The organism is Paraburkholderia fynbosensis, assembly GCF_902859935.1.
Taxonomy (GTDB): Bacteria; Pseudomonadota; Gammaproteobacteria; order Burkholderiales; family Burkholderiaceae; genus Paraburkholderia; species Paraburkholderia fynbosensis.
On sequence record NZ_CADIKI010000008.1, the window covers coordinates 1 to 19,495 of the forward strand.

16 protein-coding genes and 1 pseudogene are annotated in these 19,495 nt (G+C 63.1%); 4 read left to right on the forward strand and 13 right to left on the reverse strand.

Going from position 1 to position 19,495, the window contains the following annotated elements; translation table 11 throughout:
* Positions 1–320 (forward strand): annotated as a pseudogene (locus tag HV770_RS38195) (hypothetical protein); the annotation flags it as partial.
* 99 nt (positions 321–419) lie between these two features.
* Here HV770_RS38195 and HV770_RS14790 read toward each other — a convergent pair.
* The 4 genes from HV770_RS14790 to HV770_RS14805 form a co-directional block, all read right to left on the reverse strand.
* Positions 420–788, reverse strand: a complete 369-nt coding sequence (locus HV770_RS14790; RefSeq protein WP_175160703.1) for a BON domain-containing protein — start codon at positions 786–788, stop codon at positions 420–422.
* A gap of 27 nt (positions 789–815) precedes the next feature.
* Positions 816–1,967: a porin gene (locus HV770_RS14795; protein WP_175160705.1), complete on the reverse strand. Its 1,152-nt coding sequence runs from the start codon at positions 1,965–1,967 to the stop codon at positions 816–818.
* A 68-nt stretch (positions 1,968–2,035) separates the two neighbouring features.
* A complete protein-coding gene (locus HV770_RS14800) occupies positions 2,036–3,658 on the reverse strand; it encodes a 3-(methylthio)propionyl-CoA ligase (RefSeq protein ID WP_175160707.1) in 1,623 nt (540 codons plus the stop codon).
* Between the two features lie 222 nt (positions 3,659–3,880).
* The gene (locus HV770_RS14805; protein ID WP_175161113.1) at positions 3,881–5,197 is read right to left on the reverse strand and encodes an MFS transporter; all 1,317 of its coding nucleotides are present in this window, start codon (positions 5,195–5,197) and stop codon (positions 3,881–3,883) included.
* A 379-nt stretch (positions 5,198–5,576) separates the two neighbouring features.
* On the opposite strand from HV770_RS14805, the gene HV770_RS14810 reads away from it, so the two are divergent.
* Entirely contained in the window at positions 5,577–6,578 is a 1,002-nt protein-coding gene (locus HV770_RS14810; RefSeq protein WP_175160709.1) for an AraC family transcriptional regulator, read from the forward strand.
* A 277-nt stretch (positions 6,579–6,855) separates the two neighbouring features.
* Here the strand turns inward: HV770_RS14810 and HV770_RS14815 are convergent, their stop codons facing one another.
* The 4 genes from HV770_RS14815 to guaB all read right to left on the reverse strand — a co-directional run bounded on the left by HV770_RS14815 (position 6,856) and on the right by guaB (position 12,514).
* Positions 6,856–7,914: a beta-keto acid cleavage family enzyme gene (locus HV770_RS14815; RefSeq protein ID WP_121317756.1), complete on the reverse strand. Its 1,059-nt coding sequence runs from the start codon at positions 7,912–7,914 to the stop codon at positions 6,856–6,858.
* A gap of 572 nt (positions 7,915–8,486) precedes the next feature.
* Positions 8,487–10,070 carry a glutamine-hydrolyzing GMP synthase gene (gene guaA / locus HV770_RS14820; protein ID WP_175160711.1) on the reverse strand — a complete coding sequence of 528 codons (1,584 nt, stop codon included), beginning with the start codon at positions 10,068–10,070 and terminating at the stop codon, positions 8,487–8,489.
* A gap of 215 nt (positions 10,071–10,285) precedes the next feature.
* Complete coding sequence (locus tag HV770_RS14825) at positions 10,286–11,047, reverse strand: hypothetical protein (protein WP_175160713.1); 762 nt, start codon at positions 11,045–11,047, stop codon at positions 10,286–10,288.
* 6 nt (positions 11,048–11,053) lie between these two features.
* Positions 11,054–12,514 carry an IMP dehydrogenase gene (gene guaB, locus HV770_RS14830; RefSeq protein ID WP_175160715.1) on the reverse strand — a complete coding sequence of 487 codons (1,461 nt, stop codon included), beginning with the start codon at positions 12,512–12,514 and terminating at the stop codon, positions 11,054–11,056.
* 402 nt (positions 12,515–12,916) lie between these two features.
* Here guaB and HV770_RS14835 point away from each other — a divergent pair, with 402 nt between their 5' ends.
* Positions 12,917–13,894, forward strand: coding sequence for a DMT family transporter (locus HV770_RS14835; RefSeq protein WP_175160717.1), 978 nt, complete (start codon positions 12,917–12,919; stop codon positions 13,892–13,894).
* A gap of 71 nt (positions 13,895–13,965) precedes the next feature.
* Here the strand turns inward: HV770_RS14835 and HV770_RS14840 are convergent, their stop codons facing one another.
* Entirely contained in the window at positions 13,966–14,298 is a 333-nt protein-coding gene (locus HV770_RS14840; protein ID WP_168665313.1) for an RnfH family protein, read from the reverse strand.
* Complete coding sequence (locus HV770_RS14845; RefSeq protein ID WP_042323151.1) at positions 14,295–14,732, reverse strand: type II toxin-antitoxin system RatA family toxin; 438 nt, start codon at positions 14,730–14,732, stop codon at positions 14,295–14,297. Before HV770_RS14845 ends, HV770_RS14840 begins: the two co-directional genes overlap by 4 nt.
* Before the next feature lie 112 nt (positions 14,733–14,844).
* On the opposite strand from HV770_RS14845, the gene smpB reads away from it, so the two are divergent.
* Positions 14,845–15,291 carry an SsrA-binding protein SmpB gene (gene smpB / locus HV770_RS14850; RefSeq protein WP_042323149.1) on the forward strand — a complete coding sequence of 149 codons (447 nt, stop codon included), beginning with the start codon at positions 14,845–14,847 and terminating at the stop codon, positions 15,289–15,291.
* A gap of 118 nt (positions 15,292–15,409) precedes the next feature.
* On the opposite strand, the gene HV770_RS14855 is transcribed toward smpB, so the two are convergent.
* The 3 genes from HV770_RS14855 to ppsA all read right to left on the reverse strand — a co-directional run bounded on the left by HV770_RS14855 (position 15,410) and on the right by ppsA (position 19,468).
* Entirely contained in the window at positions 15,410–16,348 is a 939-nt protein-coding gene (locus HV770_RS14855) for an SPFH domain-containing protein (protein WP_175160719.1), read from the reverse strand.
* Between the two features lie 90 nt (positions 16,349–16,438).
* The gene (locus HV770_RS14860) at positions 16,439–16,894 is read right to left on the reverse strand and encodes an NfeD family protein (protein ID WP_175160721.1); all 456 of its coding nucleotides are present in this window, start codon (positions 16,892–16,894) and stop codon (positions 16,439–16,441) included.
* Positions 16,895–17,062: 168 nt separating this feature from the next.
* Positions 17,063–19,468 carry a phosphoenolpyruvate synthase gene (gene ppsA, locus HV770_RS14865; protein WP_175160723.1) on the reverse strand — a complete coding sequence of 802 codons (2,406 nt, stop codon included), beginning with the start codon at positions 19,466–19,468 and terminating at the stop codon, positions 17,063–17,065.
* Positions 19,469–19,495 lie beyond the last annotated feature (27 nt).

Consider the following 19,495-nt stretch of genomic DNA (forward strand, 5'->3'; position numbering starts at 1 on the left):
CATCGAAAACGATGCCCGCTTACGCAATTAAATTGAAAAAGTGCCGTGTGTCACGAGACCTACTTCTCTTCACACACGGCACTTTCATTTTTGGAAGTTCGGTAGGAACCCGAAACGATGGACAGCCTCTTGAGCTTGCGGTGTTCGTAGCGCAAGAGCTACGCGAACAGGCCAAGGTAGCCGGAGATCAAACAAGCCATGTGGTCTTCGGCGATAGTATTGCCACTGAACCTCAACACATGTGCACGGCACAGGTGGCCGCCATGTATGGCAGTGTCTTCGAAGCAGCGCCGGCACGAACCGTGAACCACCTATGGTAGGCGGACTCGAAGGTCTTCTGATTCGACGCCGGGCTTTCGCTCCAGCAAAGGCCTGAGCTCGACGCGGCCGCCCGGTGCGCTCGCGTCGACTACAGCAGCTTACATACCGCCAAACGGCTTCTCCACGGTCAACTTGTTGGTGAGCGAAGTGACCCCGGGAACACCTCTCGCGATCTCCGCGACCCTGCCCACCTGGGACGCGTCCTCGACCGTGCCACTCAGCGTCACTGCGCCGTCTTTGGCGACCACGCTAATGTTGCCGGCGCTGATGTCCTTCTGCTTCGCGATCGCGTTATAAACCTGCCGACGCAGCGCGCGATTCGCCTTCCGTCCCACGGGCGCGGTCGCCGAACCCGATGCCGCCGTCACAGACGCGCTGACCGGTGCGCTGGTCTGGGCCCATGCGCTCATGCACGTCGCAACGACGACGAGTCCAACAGCCAGCTTGAAAGTCTGAATGCTCTTCATTGAATACTCCGGTTGTGGATAACGGAATCAGAAGGTATGGCGGATGCCGATCATGGCCGCCGTGGTCGAGACGCCTGGCGCAACCGGAACGCCATAGATGATCGTCTGGTTCATGGTTCCCTTGTTGTCGACGTAGCCGACCTGTGCGTATGCCCGGGTCCGCTGGGACAGGTTGTATTCCGCACCCACCGCGATTTCGCTCGAATGATTGTCCGAACGGTTGCGGTCCTTCAGGTAGTAGAAGCCGGAAGTGATCTTGAAACGCGTATTGAACTGATAGCCGAGGCCGGCCGAAATCATTTCGAAGTCCGCAGTATCGGTGTGCGCCGGGTTCTTCCCCACGCCGTACGAGCCCGATAGCGAGAATCCGGCGATCGTGTACATCGCGCCGAAATAGTAGAAGCGGTTATTGGCCTGGCCCGTCGCGGGCACGGCAGGCGCTGCCGGGTAGTTCAGCGGATAAGGATTGGTGTCGTGTCCGTTGTAGTACACGGCCGCGAGATTCAAACCATAGTTCGAGTACTTGAGCACCGCCGACTCGCGTGTGCCGCCCTGAAAGTGGCCGGCCACACCGCCCGGCGCGTATTCGAGCGCGAGCGACGCGCCATAGAATTTCGGCGAGTTGTACACCAGCGCATTGCTGTCGTACAGCGCGCCGATCGGGGCATTCGTGCTGGTGCCGGGCCAACCGGCCGCCTGATTGACGCCGAGCCATGCAGTCAGAATGCTGCCGAAGTACTGCGCGCCACGGACATCGGTTTCCGACATCGCGTAGATCATCGGGATGATCTGCCGGCCGGCGTCGAATGTGCCGAACGGACCCGATGCGCCGATCGTCGCAAACTGGTTGAAGATCGCGACCGCGCCCGGGGTGTCGGACAGACCGGACTTGCCGGTCGTCGTATTGAACGAGCTCTGCAATTTGAAATTGATCTTGTAGCCGCCGCCGATATCCTCGCTTCCCTTCATGCCCCAGAAGCTGGAATAGATGCCGCCGTCCTTGAGCTGATAGACGTGCCCCAGGTTGCGGGCGGTGGGCTGGAACGTCGCCGCCGAGGTGCTCTGATACAGAAATCCGGTATCAAGCACACCATAGAGCGTAACCGTCGACTGGGCCTGGGCGGCGCTGACGAACATCAGCAGCGCCGCGGCGCTGCTCAACTTCAACTTCGATTTCATTCTGTCTCCTTTGGTTTTTGGGTTTATGGTTTGAATTCATCCGATGCATTCAGGTCAGCGCGTGTGCCCTACAGGTAGTAGTTCCCGTACTGCTCGCGCAACTGACGCTTGAGCACCTTGCCGGTCGCGCCGAGCGGAACCGATTCGACGAAAATCACGGCGTCCGGCTTCCACCACTTCGCAATCTTGCCGTCGAGGAAGGCAAGCAATTCGCCTCCCGTGAGCATGCTTCCAGGCTGTCTCACGACCAGCAGCAACGGCCGTTCGTCCCACTTCGGATGACGCGCGGCGATGCAGACCGCCATCGTCACTTGCGGATGCAGGCACGCGACGTTTTCGATGTCGGCCGAGCTGATCCATTCGCCGCCGGACTTGATGACGTCCTTGCTGCGATCCGTGATCTGCATAAAGCCGTCGGCATCGATCTTCGCCACGTCGCCGGTCGGAAACCAGCCGTCACGCAGCGGCGACACGTCGTCACCGCGAAAGTACTGCCGCGTCACCCACTGACCACGCACCAGCAGGTCGCCGGCTGCCTTGCCGTCCCACGCCAGTTCGTCGCCCTGCGGGTCGACGATCTTCATGTCGATGCCGAACACGGAGCGGCCCTGCTTAGCCTGAACCGCGTAGCGGTCGTTGCCGGACAGCGCGCACTGATGCGCCTTGAAGCTGCATACCGTGCCGACCGGGCTCAATTCCGTCATGCCCCAGGCGTGCAGCACGTCCACGTCGTAGCGCTCCTGGAACTGCACCGTCATAGCCGTCGGACACGGCGCGCCGCCGATGATCGTACGGCGCATCGACGAGAAAGCGCCGTCCCGTTCGGCGACATGGGAGAGCAGTCCCTGCCAGACCGTCGGCACGCCGGCCGACAGCGTGACCTGCTCCGTCTCGATCAGTTCGTAGAGCGACTGGCCGTCGAGCGCCGGCCCCGGAAACACCAGCTTCGCGCCGACCATGCAGGCGATGTAAGGCAGCCCCCACGCATTGACATGAAACATCGGGACCACGGGAAGGATCACGTCGCGCGCGGAACAGTTCAGCGAGTCGGGCAGCGCCGCGGCATACGTGTGCAGCAATGTCGAGCGATGGCTGTAGAGCACGCCCTTCGGGTTGCCGGTGGTGCCGGAGGTGTAGCAGAGCGAAGACGCACTGTTTTCGTCCAGCAACGGCCAGTCGAACTCGTCGCTCTGAAGATCGATCAGGTCTTCGTAGCACATCAGCATGCTGGACCCGCTACACGTCTGCTCCATGTGCTCACGATCGGTCATCGCCACGAAGACCTTCGGGCTTTTGACGCGAGACGCGATGCTCTCGATCAAGGGCAGAAAAGTCAGATCGAAAAACACCACGCGGTCTTCCGCGTGCTCGATGATGTAGGCCAACTGGTCGACGTGCAGCCGGGGATTGAGCGTATGCAGCACGGCGCCGGACCCCGACACCGCGAAGTACAGCTCCATGTGCCGGTAGCCATTCCACGCCAGCGTCCCGACGCGCTCGCCGGGCTCGATGCCGAGCGCCGCGAGGGCATTGGCCATGCGGCGGGCGCGTTGCGCAAGATCCCGATAGCGGTAACGGTGAATGTCTCCTTCGACACGCCGTGAGACGATTTCCTGATCGCCATGATGGCGATCGGCGTGTACGAGCAGCGAAGCCACCAGTAGCGGTTGCTGCATCATCAAACCTTGCATCCTTGTTCTCCTGAATATTCATGTGGCCTCGCGCGGCGGGTCCGTCGGTACGGACCCGCGCCGCTCATTGCGGCGCGTCCGGTTAGCGACGACCACGCGCGCAATCGGACACCGCATGCGTGCCGCGGTTCTTCCAGATCGGCGTGTAGGGCGGGTCAATTGGCCGCCGACGGCAAACCCCGTCGGCCGGACCCCTATCGTTGAAAAGCGGCGTGCAACCGTTTAGCGGCCGGCCCGGTCGCGCAGTGCGTCCAGCCGGTCCAGATCGACGGCGTAGTTGCGCTTGCCGATAAAAAACGCGACCGCGGCGATCAGCGACGCAAACGGCACCAGTTGCAACGCGCCGAGCAGCCCGATCCGGTCGGCGACGATGCCCGTCAGAATCGCGGCGGGCGCGAGGCCCAGCAGATTGTTCGCCAGCGTCAGCGTGGCAAACGCGGACGAATGAATCGATGGCGGCGTGAGGTTGGCCACCATGGCACCCGAGGGACCGCTCGCGCCTGCGCTGCAGAACATGCCGGCGCCGATCAGCATGAGTTGCAGCGGGCCCGCCGGCAGGTGAATACCGATCGCGAGCAGCGTGAAGCTTGCGAGGCAGATTGCGATCGCGGTGCCCCACTTCCTTTCCCGCGAATGCTTGCCGAGCCGGTCGGCAAGATTGCCGCACACCACCATGCCAAGGCCCGTCACCAGCACGAACACTGCGGCGCCCATGGCAGCCTTGCCGGTCTCCATCCCGTAGTAGCGGTTCAGGAAGCTCGGCATCCACGCCCACAGGGCGGCAGGAACCAGCAGATGCACGCCGCTGCCGACGTAAGCGCATACGACCGACTTCGTCGAAAAGAGCCCCTTCATCAGCGCACGAAAGCTCATCCGCACACCGAGCCCTTGATTACCCATGCTCGCCACCTGAAGTGGCGCAAGACGCTTTTCGGTGACGACGAACCAGTAGATGACGACCAGCACGATACCCACGGCCGCCATCGCGCCGAATGCGGGACGCCAGCCCATCTGAGCGGCGACCGCGCCGCCGAGCGCCATACCCAGCACCGAGCCGAACGCGCCGCCCGCCATGAAGGTGCCGGTGAGCGTGGCGCGCAGCCGCACCGGAAAGATGCTCAGGACAACTGCGATACCGACGCTGCCGTAAGCGGCTTCGCCGATGCCGACGAAGGCACGCGCGAGCAGCATTTCGCCGTATCTCGTCGCGATCGCGCAGCCCAGCGTCGCGAGACTCCACATGGCCGCCATCAGGACGATGCTTTTCACGCGCCCCCAGCGGTCAGCCAGCACCGACAGCGGGAACGTGAGCAAGCCGACCATCAGGGCGACCACACTGCTGAGCGAACCCAACTGCGTGTCGGAAAGGCTCCAGGCCGCCTTGAGCAGCGGGAACACCGCATTCAGCACCTGACGTGACATGTAGTCGGAAAGCAGCAGGCCGACCGTCAAGGCGAATACCACCCAGGCATAGGGGCGTACATCGGCTTGTGCTGCTGAAACTTCTCCCGTGGTGGGCTCAACGTGCTGCATGAGCATCATTTGTCTCCTTCGCATCTGTCTCGTGTTTATCTGGTTGGCTGCCGTCCTGCTGCGCCGCAGACGATGGTCGATTCTGGATATCCCGTCGCCCTTCGCGGCGCGCCGGCAGGCATCCACGTCGTCACTCCGCCTCGTTCAATCTTGCCGGTGGCAGTCCCCCGCCCCGGGTTCACGCGTGAAGCGCCTGAAAACTTTCCGGAGCGAAACTCACATCCTGCTCGCACAATACGACCATCGCGCATTACACTTTTGTGATCAGGCGCCATCCTTTTAGCGGCCGATGCCACTGCGCGTAAACACCGGTATTCGTTGCCGCAGGCATCTCTCGCTGGGAAGGGGAGACGCTCCCCCGTATAGGATCTGCGGAGACAAGGCGATGGAAACGATGTTGCGCTCGATAGCGATGAGCGGCTATTTCGATGTGACGCGGCGGCTCGGACTGAATCCGGTCGAACTCGTCCAGCAGGCGGGGATCGATCCCGCGGCACTCGCGAATCCGGATGATCGCGTCCCGGCCGCCGCGTGCTGCCGGCTACTCGAACTCACGGCCGACAAAGCCTCGTGCCCCACGTTCGCGCTGCAGATGGCTGAGACCCGGCAGAAGTTCGGCACCGGCGTAGTCAATGTGTTGCTCGCGCACAAACGCACGCTGCGCGAGGTGCTGCGGGCCGCCGCCGAATTCCGGCACCTGCTCAACGAAGCGCTGGCGGTCTACATCGAAGACGCGGGGGAAACGGTCACCATCCGGGAGGAACTGGCCGTCACTCCGGGTACGCCGACCAGGCAGGCGATCGAACTGGCGGTCGGGGTCCTCGCGCGCCACTCCAGCGCGCTGCTCGGCAATCACTGGAAGCCGCGCGCCGTGCATTTCACTCACCGGGGGCCCGCTGATCTGACGTTTCATCGACGCTTTTTCGGCTGTCCGCTCGAATTCGGCAGCGACTTCAACGGGCTCGTGTGCGCGGCCGCCGAGCTCGACTACCCGAATCCGGCCGCCGACCTGGAACTGGTTCGCTATGCAGAGAGCCTGGCGACGCCACTGAACGCGGCGGCCGCGGATTCGATCGAGCAGGAAGTGCGCAAGGCGGTCTACCTGCTGCTGCCCGTCGAGCAGGCCACGGTCGAGCTGGTGGCTCGGCATTTGAATTTGAGCGTGCGCACCATGCAGCGGCAACTTGGATCGGCCGATACGTGCTTTTCGACGCTGGTCGAGGAAGTTCGGCGGGAACTGGCGATACGCTATATGAGCAACGCGCGTTATCCGATCGGGCGGGTCGCGGCGCTGCTCGGCTACTCCCAGCAGGGTTCTTTTACGAACTGGTTCACTTCGCAATTCGGTATGACGCCGCGTGATTGGCGTAGTGGCCAGGCGAAATGACCGGACGCTGCGTGGCGTGCCCGAGCGTGCCTGAGCGTGCGTGCGCGATGCCTGTTGCTCTGCGGCGCAGACCCGTGAATGCTCTGACGTTTACCCGTCCGCGTTGCGCGGACGGGGTCTTCCACTCTTCCGATCCGACTTGGGATGGGAAAAGTTTGTGGCTATTGCATCTCGGCCTGATCGGCCATCAGAGGCTAGCTAGCGCGGTTCGCGGAGACCGCTTAACTCGACCCGTGACCTTTCGCGGGCGAGCAACACGCCCGCCCGGCTCAAGTGTTCAAACGACCTTGCGCAGGAAGCCCTGCGTGCCACCGTTACGGTTGGGCGCGAAACCGTTGGCAAGCAGGGTCTCTTCCACCGTGTCGTAGAACACGCCGATCTTGCTGATCTCGCGCGCCTCCTGGGCGGTGGCCACCTTGCGGCCAAACTCGCGCGAGATGCGCACCAGCTGCTCGATCTGCTCGACCGTGCTCATCTTCCTCGTGCGCGACTGGTTCCAGAGGTTGTCCTCGATGCCGCAGCGCACGTGCAGGCCCATGGCAATGCCCATCATGTTGACCGGCAGCACGTTGCGCATCGAGCTCTCCACCGTCAGCACCGCGCCATCCGGCGTGGCGCGCACGAAGTTGGCCAGGTTGTAGATGTTCGGTGCATCCATGCCGCCGCCGATCGCCACCCAGTTCATCACCAGCGGGCCCTTGTAGATGCCGCGCCGGATCAGACGCTCGACCGACTCGAAGCTGTTGATGTTGTAGCACTGGAACGCGCTCTGAATGCCCGCCGCGTTCAGGCGACGGATATGTTCCTCCGCCCAGCCCGGCTGCGCCGGCACGGTCATTTCCTTGTACGCGTTGTAGACCTCGGGGTCCGCCATGGAGGTGCCCTTGACGTCGGCATCTTCCCAGTGCTCGACGACGTTCATCTGCGAGGTATTGATCGTCACCGTCACCTGGTCGGGCTTGGGGTCGAGTTCGGCCAGCATGTGACGCGTGTCGTCGCTCAGCCATTTGGCTGCGGCGCCTTCGCTTTCGGGTGCGAAGCTGATCGAGCCACCCACCTGGATGATCATCTCGGGCACGGCATTGCGCACACCAGCGATCAACTCGTTGAACTTCGACAGACGTTTGCTGCCCTTGCCGTCGAGTTCGCGCACGTGCAGGTGCAGCACCGTGGCGCCGGCGTTGTAGCAATCCACCGCCTTCTGGATCTGCTGGTCCATCGTGACGGGGATGTCCTCGGGAAAGTCGGAGGGCACCCACGACGGCGCGTAAGGCGCGGCGGTGATGATCAGAGGTTGCTGGTTTTCGGTGTAGAGGGAACCGTCGAGAAAGTTCATGGCATGGTCTCCAGGCGTGGATTGAGGGGAAGGAAACACTCAGGGAGTGCTAATAAAGTGCTGTCGTCAACCGGAGCGTCGAGCAACGGAAACCTTCGCACCCTTCCCCGGTAAATGACGGATGTATCAACTCCGCATCGGGCACGTGCCGGCGCGACGGGAGATCGATCAGTTCGGCGAAGATACGGCAATCCGACGAAGCGATTTACGTTTTGGCTGCCATATTTTTATGATTTAACGCCACTACGTGTTAACACCCAGGCCACCGTCGAGAGACCCCGAGGTCATATAAATCTGAAGGCTGAATGCCGGGCTGTGCTGCCCGGTTTTCTGAAGCGCCGCTCGGGCGAGGCGTGCGAATTCCGTACGCAGGAATGCGAACGGCCCGGGTCTATCCGTAGATAGACCCGGGCCGTTCGACGAAGAAAATCCGATACGGCGCTCAGCGATGCCGGCCTTCCCCTTTGGCACTGCCTGGACCACAACGTAGCTGACCGGACAATAATCGATGTGCTTTTAACGGAAGCGCATCGCCAACCAGCTCGTCCGAGACGACATGAGCGCCGTTCGGATCACTCCCACTCGATTGTCGCCGGCGGCTTCCCCGAGATGTCGTACACCACCCGGTTGATCCCGCGCACTTCGTTGATGATCCGGTTCGACACATGCCCCAGCAACTCGTGCGGCAGATGCGCCCAATGCGCCGTCATGAAGTCCAGCGTCTGCACCGCACGCAGCGCGACGACGTACTCATAGGTCCGGCCGTCACCCATCACGCCGACGCTCTTCACCGGCAGGAACACCGCGAACGCCTGGCTCGTCAGGTCGTACCATGACTTGCCGGTTTCCTTGTCGATGAACGTACGCAGCGTCTCGATGAAAATCGCGTCCGCGCGACGCAGCAGGTCCGCGAAATCGCGCCGTACTTCGCCGAGAATCCGCACGCCCAGACCCGGGCCCGGGAACGGATGGCGATAGACCATCGCCGGCGGCAAACCGAGCTTCACGCCAAGTTCGCGCACTTCGTCCTTGAACAGTTCGCGCAACGGTTCGAGCAGCTTCAGATTCAGCGTCTCCGGCAGGCCGCCCACGTTGTGGTGGCTCTTGATGGTCTGCGCACCCTTCTTGCCCTTGCCGGCCGATTCGATTACGTCCGGATAGATCGTGCCTTGCGCCAGCCACTTCGCATCGGTCAGCTTGCCGGCTTCGGTCTGGAACACCTCGACGAACTCCGCGCCGATGATCTTGCGCTTCGCTTCCGGATCGGTCACGCCGGCGAGCTTGCGCAGGAACACGTCGCTTGCGTCGACGTGAATCACCTTCACGCCGAGGTGATCGGCGAAGGTTGCCATCACCTGCTCGGCTTCGTTCAGGCGCAGCAGGCCGTGATCGACGAACACGCAGGTGAGTTGGTCGCCGATCGCGCGATGCAGCAGCGCTGCCGCCACCGACGAGTCCACGCCGCCCGACAGCCCCAGGATCACGTGCTCGTTACCGACCTGCTTGCGAATCTTCGCGACGGCTTCGTCGACATAGTTGCCCATTTCCCAGTCGGCCCGCGCGCCGCAGATCTGCAGCACGAAGCGTTCGAGCATCGCGCGGCCCTGCACGGTGTGCGTGACTTCCGGATGCCATTGCAGGCCGTAGAAGCGGCGCTGTTCGTCGGCCATTGCCGCGATCGGGCAGGATTGCGTCGACGCCATCAGCGCGAAGCCCGGCGGCATTTCGAGCACCTTGTCGCCGTGGCTCATCCAGACCTTCAACATGCCGTGGCCTTCCGGCGTGGTGAAGTCGCTGATGCCTTCGAGCAGGCTCGTATGGTTGCGCGCGCGCACTTCGGCATAACCGAATTCGCGCAGATGGCCGATGTCGACCTTGCCGCCCAGCTGCTCGGCCATGGCCTGCATGCCGTAGCAGATGCCGAGCACCGGCACGCCGAGTTCGAACACCGCTTGCGGCACGCGCGGCGTATCTGTTTCGGTGACCGAACTCGGGCCGCCGGAGAGGATCACGCCCTTCGGCGCGAAGTCGCGAATGAACGACGCATCGACGTCGTACGGGTGAATTTCCGAATACACGTTGGCTTCGCGAACGCGACGTGCAATCAGTTGGGTGACTTGCGAACCGAAGTCGAGGATCAGGATCTTGTCATGCATGGCAGCGGACGGAGTCAAAAGTGAGCAAATACGGAATGCCGCGCACGAGGCGCGGCGTTGAATTCAAAGCGGTCCGCGTGGGAACGATCGAGCATGAAACATAACGATGAAGCGTACTGGCGTATGCACCGTCGCAGCCATCTGCCTGCGGCGCGCGCGAATGAACGCGCGAACGGAATCCGGTAGCTTCGGCGGACGGCGTGACGCGCAGCGCGTCAGCCATGAAGCGGCGGCCGGGGTCCGCCAGAGGCATCGGCGGCGGCGTTGCGGGCGTCTTCGCGCGCGGCCCGGGCAGCGCGTTCGGACTCCGTGAGCCCGGCTTCGCCCGTCACCGGATGCACCGGCGTCGTCGAAGCGGAACTCACGGGATTCACCGGGCTGTCCGGATTGACCGGCCGGGTGACCGGCATGACAGGTTGGACGACCGGCTCGGCGCGATAGACCGGAAAGCCGGCGGTGACGCGAGGCTCGCGCTCCAGTTCACGGCGTTTTGCGGCTTCTTTTGCCGCCTCGGCCTCGGCTTGCCGCGCAGCGCGCTTTTCAGCACGGCTGGAAGAGCCTTTGACCACGATGCCCTTCTCGCGCCGGCGCACCGCACCCGACAAACGCACCCCACCGAGACCGATCACCACCAGCACCACGCCCGCCAGCACCGCGACGATCTGCCCGAAGCCGGTGAGCGCCGGTGTATGCAAACCAAGCAGCCAGACCAGCATCAGTACACCGGTCAGCCAGTTCACATGACCGACGACCTTGGCGACCGCGGAGGTCAGCGCCCCATCGAACGATGCGTGCAAGGCCAGCCACGCGAGCCCGATCAGCGCCACGCCAAACCCCTGGCCGACCAGCGCCGGCTGGGGTTGCACCAACTGCAGCGCGTCGTACAACGAAGTCCAGGGCGTCAGCAGAAACAACAGGCCGAACGCAAGCAACAACAAGGCATCGAGGATGAGTACAACGCGCAGCAATGGCTTCATTGGCGTTTAGTCCACGTGGTAGTTGGGCGCTTCCTTGGTGATCTGCACATCATGCACGTGCGATTCGCGCAGGCCCGCGCCGGTGATTTGCACGAACTCGGCCTTGTCGTTCATCTCCGAGATCGTGCGGCAGCCGCAGTAGCCCATGCTGGCACGCACGCCGCCGATCAGCTGGAACAGGATCGCGTTGACCGAGCCCTTGTAGGCGACGCGGCCTTCGATACCTTCCGGCACCAGCTTGTCGATGTTCGCGGAGTTGTCCTGGAAGTAGCGGTCCGCCGCGCCGTCCTTCATCGCGCCGACCGAACCCATGCCGCGGTACGACTTGTACTGTCGGCCCTGATACAGGAACACGTCGCCCGGCGCTTCTTCGGTGCCGGCGAACATGCTGCCCATCATCACGGCGTTCGCGCCCGCTGCGAGTGCCTTGCTGACGTCGCCCGAGAAGCGCACGCCGCCGTCGGCGATGACCGGCACGCCGGTGCCCTTGAGCGCTTCGGACACGTTGGAGATCGCGGTGACCTGCGGCACGCCCACGCCGGCGACGATCCGCGTCGTGCAGATCGAGCCCGGGCCGATACCGACCTTCACACCGTCCGCGCCGTACTCGACGAGCGCCTTGGCGGCCGCCGCGGTGGCGATGTTGCCGCCGATCACTTCGACGTGCGGGAAGTTCTGCTTGACCCACTTGACGCGCTCGAGCACGCCCTTGCTGTGACCGTGCGCGGTATCGACGACGATCACGTCGACGCCCGCCTGCACCAGCAGCTCGACGCGCTCTTCGTTGTCCGCGCCGACGCCGACCGCCGCGCCCGCGCGCAGCTTGCCGTGCTCGTCCTTACAGGCGTCCGGGTGTTCGGTCTGCTTGGTGATGTCCTTGACAGTCATCAGGCCGCGCAGTTCGAACGCGTCGTTGATCACCAGCACGCGCTCGAGGCGGTGGCTGTGCATCAGCGCCTTCGCTTCGGCGAGCGGCGTGCCTTCCTTGACCGTGACGAGGCGCTCGCGCGGCGTCATGATAGTGCGCACCGGCTCGTCCAGACGCTCTTCGAAGCGCAGGTCGCGGTTCGTGACGATGCCGATCAGCTGCGCGCCTTCGACGACCGGAAAGCCCGAAATGCCATGCTGTTGCGACAGCGCGATCACGTCGCGCACTTTCATCTGCGGCGGCACCGTGATTGGATCGCGCACGACGCCCGACTCGAAACGCTTCACCTTGGCGACTTCACGCGCCTGCTCGGCCGGCGTGAGGTTCTTGTGGATGATGCCCACGCCGCCCATTTGCGCCATTGCGATCGCGAGGCGAGCTTCGGTGACGGTGTCCATGGCGGCGGACACGAGCGGCATATTCAGGGAGATGTTGCGGGTCAGCCGGGTCTTGAGGCTGGTGTCGCGCGGCAAAACATCGGAGAAAGCCGGGACGAGGAGCACGTCATCGAACGTGAGTGCTGTTTGGATCAGACGCATGGCAAATCCTATAGGCGCAAAAGCGAATTATACGCGATACCTCCCCGGTTTTCACTGCGCGAACAGCAGCTTAGCGAATTCGGGGAATTTTTTTCGTGACTTCGGGCCTGTCGATTTCGCTTCACTGTTCGCGCCGGGTTCGATCGGGTTTCGTTTGCGCGTTCGAGGGCAGCGGGACACGGAGGTGGCCTGGCCGGGGAGGTTTTCACGCGGCGCAGTGCGATGGCGGCGTGCGCCGCCCGCCCCGCCGAAGCCCTGCAACCCCGTGGAAAACGGCGGCTCGGCGCACCGAGACCGCCCAAAAGCCGCCCAAAAGCCGCCCGAATGCAGAATCGAACAAGACGCGCGGCCCGGCGAACGGCTATCCTGCGGGCCATTCCAGTTTTCTTGCAGGGGCAGTCGATGCAGCGCGGTGTGGCATATGGGGTGATGGCCGGGGCCTTATGGGGCATGGTTTTTCTGGTGCCGCGCGTGCTGCCCGACTTTTCGCCGCTGCTGCTGAGCGCGGGGCGCTACACGATGTACGGCATCGTCTCGCTGGCCGCCGCGCTGCCGATGGCGCGCCCACTCGTCAAACGGCTGACCCGCGAGGATCTCGGCGCGCTGATGAAACTGGCACTGGCCGGCAATCTCGTCTATTACCTGCTGCTGACGGCGGCCGTGCATCTGATCGGCATCGCACCCGCGTCGCTGATCGTCGGCGTGCTGCCGGTCACGGTCACACTGCTCGGGCGGCGCGATCACGGCGCGGTGCCGCTCGCCCGTCTCGCGTGGCCACTGGCGGTGGTGATGGCGGGCATCGTCTGCATCAACATCGACGTGTTCACGGTGGCCGACAGCACGCCGGTGAGCGTCGCCACGAAGCTGCTCGGGGTCGCCTGCGCGGTGGGCGCACTGGGCTGCTGGACGTGGTTCGCGGTCGAAAACGCCCGCTATCTGCAGCGCCAGACGCATTTCAGCGGCAATGAATGGTCCGTGCTGTGGGGCGTGGTGACGGGCGCGCTCGGCGCGGCGCTATGGCTCGTGATCGCGGCGCTGCCGTCGGGCGGCCCGCAAGGCGAACTGGCCGACGCGCGCTGGCACACGTTCTGGATGCTGAATCTCGGCCTCGCGATCGGCGCGTCGTGGCTCGGCAACGGGCTGTGGAATGCCGCGTCGAAGCGGTTGCCGTTGACATTGTCTGGCCAGATGATCGTGTTCGAGACGCTTTTCGCACTGCTCTACGCGTTCATTTACGACCAGCGCCTGCCGCGTCCGCTGGAACTGGCGGCGATCCTGCTGCTGGTGGCGGGGGTGTGCTGGTCGGTGCGCCAGCATGCGGACGATGATACGTCGGGGCTCGCGCCCATCAAGAAGAAGGCGCAGATTTCGGCGCCCTGAGGGCGGCTCAACGGTTCGCAGCGTTTTGGCGCGAACCCGCCGCCCCGCTTCAACGCACGGCCGCGCGCCGCCTAGCGCGAATCCCGATTCTGCCAACGGCGCCCTTCGATCGACCCTGCCTTGCGGGTCTTCTCGACGCGGCGTTGGCGCGACAGCTTCGGATCGACCAGCAGCGGACGATAGATCTCGACCCGGTCATGATCGGCGAGCACCGTGTCGAGCGGCTTGAGCTTGCCGAACACACCCACCTTCTGCGTATTCAGATCGATGCCCGGAAAGCGCTGCAGGATGCCGCTCGCGTCGAGCGCCTGTTGCAGCGTGGCGCCCTCGGGCAGGTCCACTGCGATCAGCGCCTGCCCGCCGGGCGACGCGTAGCAGACTTCGATCGACAGGCGCGCGCTCATGCCTTGCCGTAGCGCTGGTCGGCGCGCTTCACGAATGACTCGACGAACGTGTTGGCGATGTGATTGAACACCGGCCCGATGATCTTCTCGAGAATAATGTTGGTGAATTCGTAGTGCAGCGCGAATTCGATCTTGCAGGCATCCGCGCGCAGCGGCGTGAAACGCCAGAAACCGGTGAACCTGCGAAACGGGCCGTCCGCGAACTCCATATCGATGCGCGTTGGCCGTTCCATGCTGTTGCGTGTGGCAAAGTGCTGCTTGATGCCCTTGAAGTTGATGTCGATCTTCGCCTCCATGCTGGTTTCGTCGCGGTGGCGGATTTCGACACCCCCGCACCAGGGCAGGAAGTTGGGGTAATCGGCGACGTCGGTAACGAGGTCGAACATCTGTTCCGCCGAGTGGCGGATCAACACGGTTTTCTGGACATCTGCCATAAATTGAACAGCGCGTGGCAAGGGTGGACAAGCGGGTTGAAAAGCGCCGCGGGCTTTCCTTGCCCCGCTTTGCTAAAATCGTGATTTTAAACGAGTTGGGCACTTTCCATTCATGAGCATCATCGACAACAGAAAAGCTTTCTACGACTACTCGGTCGAAGAACGCTATGAAGCAGGGCTCGTGCTCGAAGGATGGGAGGTCAAGGCGCTGCGCGCCGGGCGCGGCCAGATCAAGGAAGGTTACGTCGTTATCAAGAATAACGAACTGTTCCTGATCGGCACGCACATCAGCCCGCTGCCCGAAGCCTCGACCCATATCAACCCCGACCCGGTCCGCACGCGCAAGCTGCTGCTGCATAGCGAGGAAATCAGCAAACTGATCGGCAAGGTCGAGCAGCGCGGCTACACGCTCGTGCCGCTGAACTTCCACTACAAGGGCGGCCGCGTCAAATGCGAGATCGGCCTCGCCAAGGGCAAGAAGCAGCACGACAAGCGCGAAACCGAGAAGAAGCGCGATTGGGAACGCGAGAAAGCGCGGTTGATGCGCTCGCCGAGCTGATCGAAGGCACGTTCCGAGTCCCACCACAGCGCAAGCGCTCGGCACTCAATGGAAAATGGCCCGCACAATCTGCGGGCCATCTATTTTTCGCCGCGGACAAATCCGCGCACCGCCTGGCTCACCGCGCCTCGCTCACGCCCTTGTCCTTGCCTTTGCTCACGATCGTCAAGGCCGACGCGATCATCGAACTCATATCCGCGAGATTGCCCGGCACGATCAACGTGGTGCCCTGCTTCGCCAGATTCCCGAACGCGTTCACGTACTGTTCGGCCACCTTCAGATTCACCGCTTCCATGCCGCCGGTCGACTGGATCGCGGCCGCGATCTTCTGGATCGCCTGCGAGTTGGCCTCGGCCACCGCCAGAATCGCCGACGCCTGGCCCTGAGCCTGGTTGATCGCCGCCTGCCGTTCGCCTTCGGACTTCTGGATCGCCGCTTCACGGCCTCCGGACGCGATATTGATCTGCTCCTGCTTGCGCCCTTCGGACGCCGCGATCAGCGCGCGCTTCTCGCGCTCGGCGGTGATCTGCGCCTGCATCGCGTGCAGGATCTCCTTGGGCGGCGTCAGGTCCTTGATCTCGTAGCGCAGCACCTTCACGCCCCAGTTCGAGGCCGCCTCATCGAGCGACGATACGATGCTGTGATTGATGAAATCGCGCTCCTCGAAAGTCTTGTCGAGCTCCAGCTTGCCGATCACCGAGCGCAGCGTGGTCTGCGACAGCTGCGTGATCGCGAACACGAAGTTGCTCGATCCGTACGACGCCTTCATCGGATCAGTGACCTGGAAGTACAGCACGCCGTCCACCTGCAACTGCGTGTTGTCGCGCGTGATACAGACCTGGCTCGGCACTTCGAGCGGAATTTCCTTGAGGATGTGCTTGTACGCGATCCGGTCGACGAACGGAAAAGCGAAGCTCAAGCCCGGCGTCAGCGTACTGTGATAACGGCCGAGACGCTCAAGCACCCACGCGTGCTGCTGGGGCACGATCTTGATGGTCTGTGCCGCGAGCACGATCACGATAATCAGCAGCACGGCCCCGACGATGGTTGAATCCATATTGGCTCTCTCCCGTCCCTCTGGTTTGAATAGTTGCGCGTGTTTGACGCAAGCGCGGATGCACGCGCGGAGCGCAAGCGTGCTGGACACTCAGGCCGTGTTTGCGTTGGTCTTCGGCTGCCGGCTCGCCACGACGACCAGACAACTGCCGCGCAATTCCGTGATTTCGTAGACCTGCGCATCTTCAGGCTCGCCAGCGGCCAGTTCCACATCCCACGCCGCGCCGCGATAATTCGCGCGCGCCCGGCGCTCGTGCCACGCCGGCACGCTCAGCGTCTGACCGATGTCGAGATTGACGTCCGGATTGCGCGACGCGTGCGCGCGCTTGCGACGGCCAAAGCGCGAGCGCCTGAGCAGCACGACCGCCGCCAGCGCGACCACGGCGGCCACTGCGAATTGCACGTCGGCAGCGGCGCCGGCAATGTGCGCGAGCGCCGCCGCGACGAAGCCCAACGCGATCATCAACAGATAGAAGGTGCCGCTCGTCAACTCCAGCACGACCAGCACGCCCGCCCCGATCCACCAGAACAATCCACCTGGCACCACGTCGACCTCCACAAAGCAAAACACCCCGGATCTACCGGGGTGTTTATAGCACGAAGCGCCTGCGTATTAACGGGCGATGCGGTGCGCTTGAACTCACGCTCGACGTACCGCATCTCACGTTATGCATCCCGCCTGGGTTCTTCACCATCAAGCGGCATGCCGCACGCTTTACTTGCTCGCCGACTTCGCCAGTTGCTGCCACGTCTCAATAATCGTGTCCGGGTTCAGCGAGATCGACGCGATGCCTTCGTCCGTCAGCCATTGCGCGAAATCCGGATGATCCGACGGGCCCTGGCCGCAGATACCGACGTACTTGTTCAGACGCAGGCAGGTTTCGATTGCACGCTTGAGCATGAACTTGACCGCCGGATCGCGTTCGTCGAAGTCGACCGCCAGCAGTTCCATGCCGGAGTCGCGGTCGAGGCCGAGCGTGAGCTGCGTCAAGTCGTTCGACCCGATCGAGAAGCCATCGAAGAATTGCAGGAATTCTTCGGCGAGAATCGCGTTCGACGGCACTTCGCACATCATGATCAGGCGCAGATCCTTCTCGCCGCGCTTCAGGCCGAACTTCTCCAGCAGCCCGACTACGCGCTCCGCCTGCTTCAGCGTACGCACGAACGGCACCATGATCTCGACGTTGTCGAGGCCCATCTCTTCACGCACCCGCTTCAGCGCGATGCATTCCATCTGGAATGCTTCGGCGAAATCTTCGGCGATGTAGCGCGACGCGCCACGGAAACCCAACATCGGGTTTTCTTCGTCCGGCTCGTAACGCGAACCGCCGATCAGCTTCTTGTACTCGTTCGACTTGAAGTCCGACAGACGCACGATCACGGGCTTCGGATAGAACGCCGCGGCGATCGTCGCGATCCCTTCGGTCAGCTTGTCGACGTAGAACGCGCGCGGCGATGCATGACCGCGAGCGACGCTCTCCACCGCCTTCTTCAGGTCCTGATCGATGTTCGGGTACTCGAGAATCGCCTTCGGGTGAACGCCGATGTTGTTGTTGATGATGAACTCGAGCCGCGCGAGACCCACGCCTGCGTTGGGCAGTTGCGAGAAGTCGAACGCGAGTTGCGGGTTGCCGACGTTCATCATGATTTTCACCGGAATCGGCGGCAGTTCGCCGCGCTGGACTTCGGTGATTTCGGTTTCCAGCAGACCGTCGTAGATCTTGCCTTCGTCGCCTTCCGCGCACGACACGGTGACGAGCGCGCCTTCCTTCAGCACGTCGGTTGCGTCGCCGCAGCCGACCACCGCCGGCACGCCCAGCTCACGCGCGATGATTGCCGCGTGGCAGGTCCGGCCGCCACGGTTCGTGACGATCGCCGATGCGCGCTTCATCACCGGCTCCCAGTTCGGGTCGGTCATGTCGGCGACCAGCACGTCGCCCGGCTGCACACGGTCCATTTCCGACGGATCATGAATCACGCGCACCGGACCTGCGCCGATCTTCTGGCCGATCGCGCGGCCGGTGGCCAGCACGTTCGACTGACCCTTCAGCTTGAAGCGCTGCTCGGCCTTGCCCGATGCCTGGCTCTTCACCGTTTCCGGACGCGCCTGCAGGATGAAGATCTTGCCGTCGCGGCCGTCCTTGCCCCACTCGATGTCCATCGGACGCTCGTAGTGCTTCTCGATGATGACCGCGTACTTCGCCAGTTCGATCACGTCTTCGTCGGTAATCGAGAAGCGGTTGCGCTGCTCGTGCGCAACGTCGACGGTCTTCACACGGCCCTGCTCGCCGGCCTTCGTGAATTCCATCTTGATCAGCTTCGAGCCGATCGAGCGGCGGATGATCGGGTACTTACCCTGCGCGAGCGTGGTCTTGAAGACGTAGAACTCGTCCGGATTCACGGCGCCTTGCACGACGGTTTCGCCGAGACCGTAGCTCGACGTGATGAACACGGCGTCCTTGAAGCCCGATTCGGTGTCCAGCGTGAACATCACGCCGGCCGCGCCGACGTCCGAGCGCACCATGCGCTGCACGCCCGCCGACAAGGCGACTTCAGCATGCGTGAAGCCCTTGTGGACGCGATAGGAGATCGCGCGGTCGTTATACAGCGACGCGAACACGTGCTTCATGCGATCGAGCACGTCGTCGATGCCGACCACGTTGAGGTAGCTTTCCTGCTGACCCGCGAACGAAGCGTCCGGCAAGTCTTCCGCCGTGGCCGACGAACGCACGGCAAACGACAGCTCTTCAGGCGAGCTGTTTTGCAGCGTGTCGAAACCCGCGCGGATGTCGGCCTCGAGCTGCGGCTGCAGCGGCGCGTCGACGATCCATTGACGGATTTCCTTGCCGGCTTCGGCGAGCGCCTTCACGTCGTCGACGTCGAGCGTTTCGAGACGTTTGGCGATGCGGTCGGTCAGATTGTTGTGATGCAGGAAGTCGCGGAAAGCCAGTGCCGTGGTGGCGAACCCGGTCGGCACTCGCACGCCGGCTTCGGCGAGCTGACTGATCATCTCGCCCAACGACGCGTTTTTGCCGCCGACGATTTCCACGTCGGTCATCCGCAACTGCTCGAACGGAACTACATACGCCTTATCCTTTGCGACGGTAACTGCGTTAGTCATACAAGCCCCTAAGTGTGAAAGAAATTC

Bases quoted from the DNA above. Each gene is read 5' to 3' on its own strand.
- HV770_RS14790 (WP_175160703.1), bottom strand. From the start codon at position 788: ATGAAGAGCATTCAGACTTTCAAGCTGGCTGTTGGACTCGTCGTCGTT.
- HV770_RS14795 (WP_175160705.1), bottom strand. From the start codon at position 1,967: ATGAAATCGAAGTTGAAGTTGAGCAGCGCCGCGGCGCTGCTGATGTTC.
- HV770_RS14800 (WP_175160707.1), bottom strand. From the start codon at position 3,658: ATGCAAGGTTTGATGATGCAGCAACCGCTACTGGTGGCTTCGCTGCTC.
- HV770_RS14805 (WP_175161113.1), bottom strand. From the start codon at position 5,197: ATGCTCATGCAGCACGTTGAGCCCACCACGGGAGAAGTTTCAGCAGCA.
- HV770_RS14810 (WP_175160709.1), top strand. From the start codon at position 5,577: ATGGAAACGATGTTGCGCTCGATAGCGATGAGCGGCTATTTCGATGTG.
- HV770_RS14815 (WP_121317756.1), bottom strand. From the start codon at position 7,914: ATGAACTTTCTCGACGGTTCCCTCTACACCGAAAACCAGCAACCTCTG.
- guaA (WP_175160711.1), bottom strand. From the start codon at position 10,070: ATGCATGACAAGATCCTGATCCTCGACTTCGGTTCGCAAGTCACCCAA.
- HV770_RS14825 (WP_175160713.1), bottom strand. From the start codon at position 11,047: ATGAAGCCATTGCTGCGCGTTGTACTCATCCTCGATGCCTTGTTGTTG.
- guaB (WP_175160715.1), bottom strand. From the start codon at position 12,514: ATGCGTCTGATCCAAACAGCACTCACGTTCGATGACGTGCTCCTCGTC.
- HV770_RS14835 (WP_175160717.1), top strand. From the start codon at position 12,917: ATGCAGCGCGGTGTGGCATATGGGGTGATGGCCGGGGCCTTATGGGGC.
- HV770_RS14840 (WP_168665313.1), bottom strand. From the start codon at position 14,298: ATGAGCGCGCGCCTGTCGATCGAAGTCTGCTACGCGTCGCCCGGCGGG.
- HV770_RS14845 (WP_042323151.1), bottom strand. From the start codon at position 14,732: ATGGCAGATGTCCAGAAAACCGTGTTGATCCGCCACTCGGCGGAACAG.
- smpB (WP_042323149.1), top strand. From the start codon at position 14,845: ATGAGCATCATCGACAACAGAAAAGCTTTCTACGACTACTCGGTCGAA.
- HV770_RS14855 (WP_175160719.1), bottom strand. From the start codon at position 16,348: ATGGATTCAACCATCGTCGGGGCCGTGCTGCTGATTATCGTGATCGTG.
- ppsA (WP_175160723.1), bottom strand. From the start codon at position 19,468: ATGACTAACGCAGTTACCGTCGCAAAGGATAAGGCGTATGTAGTTCCG.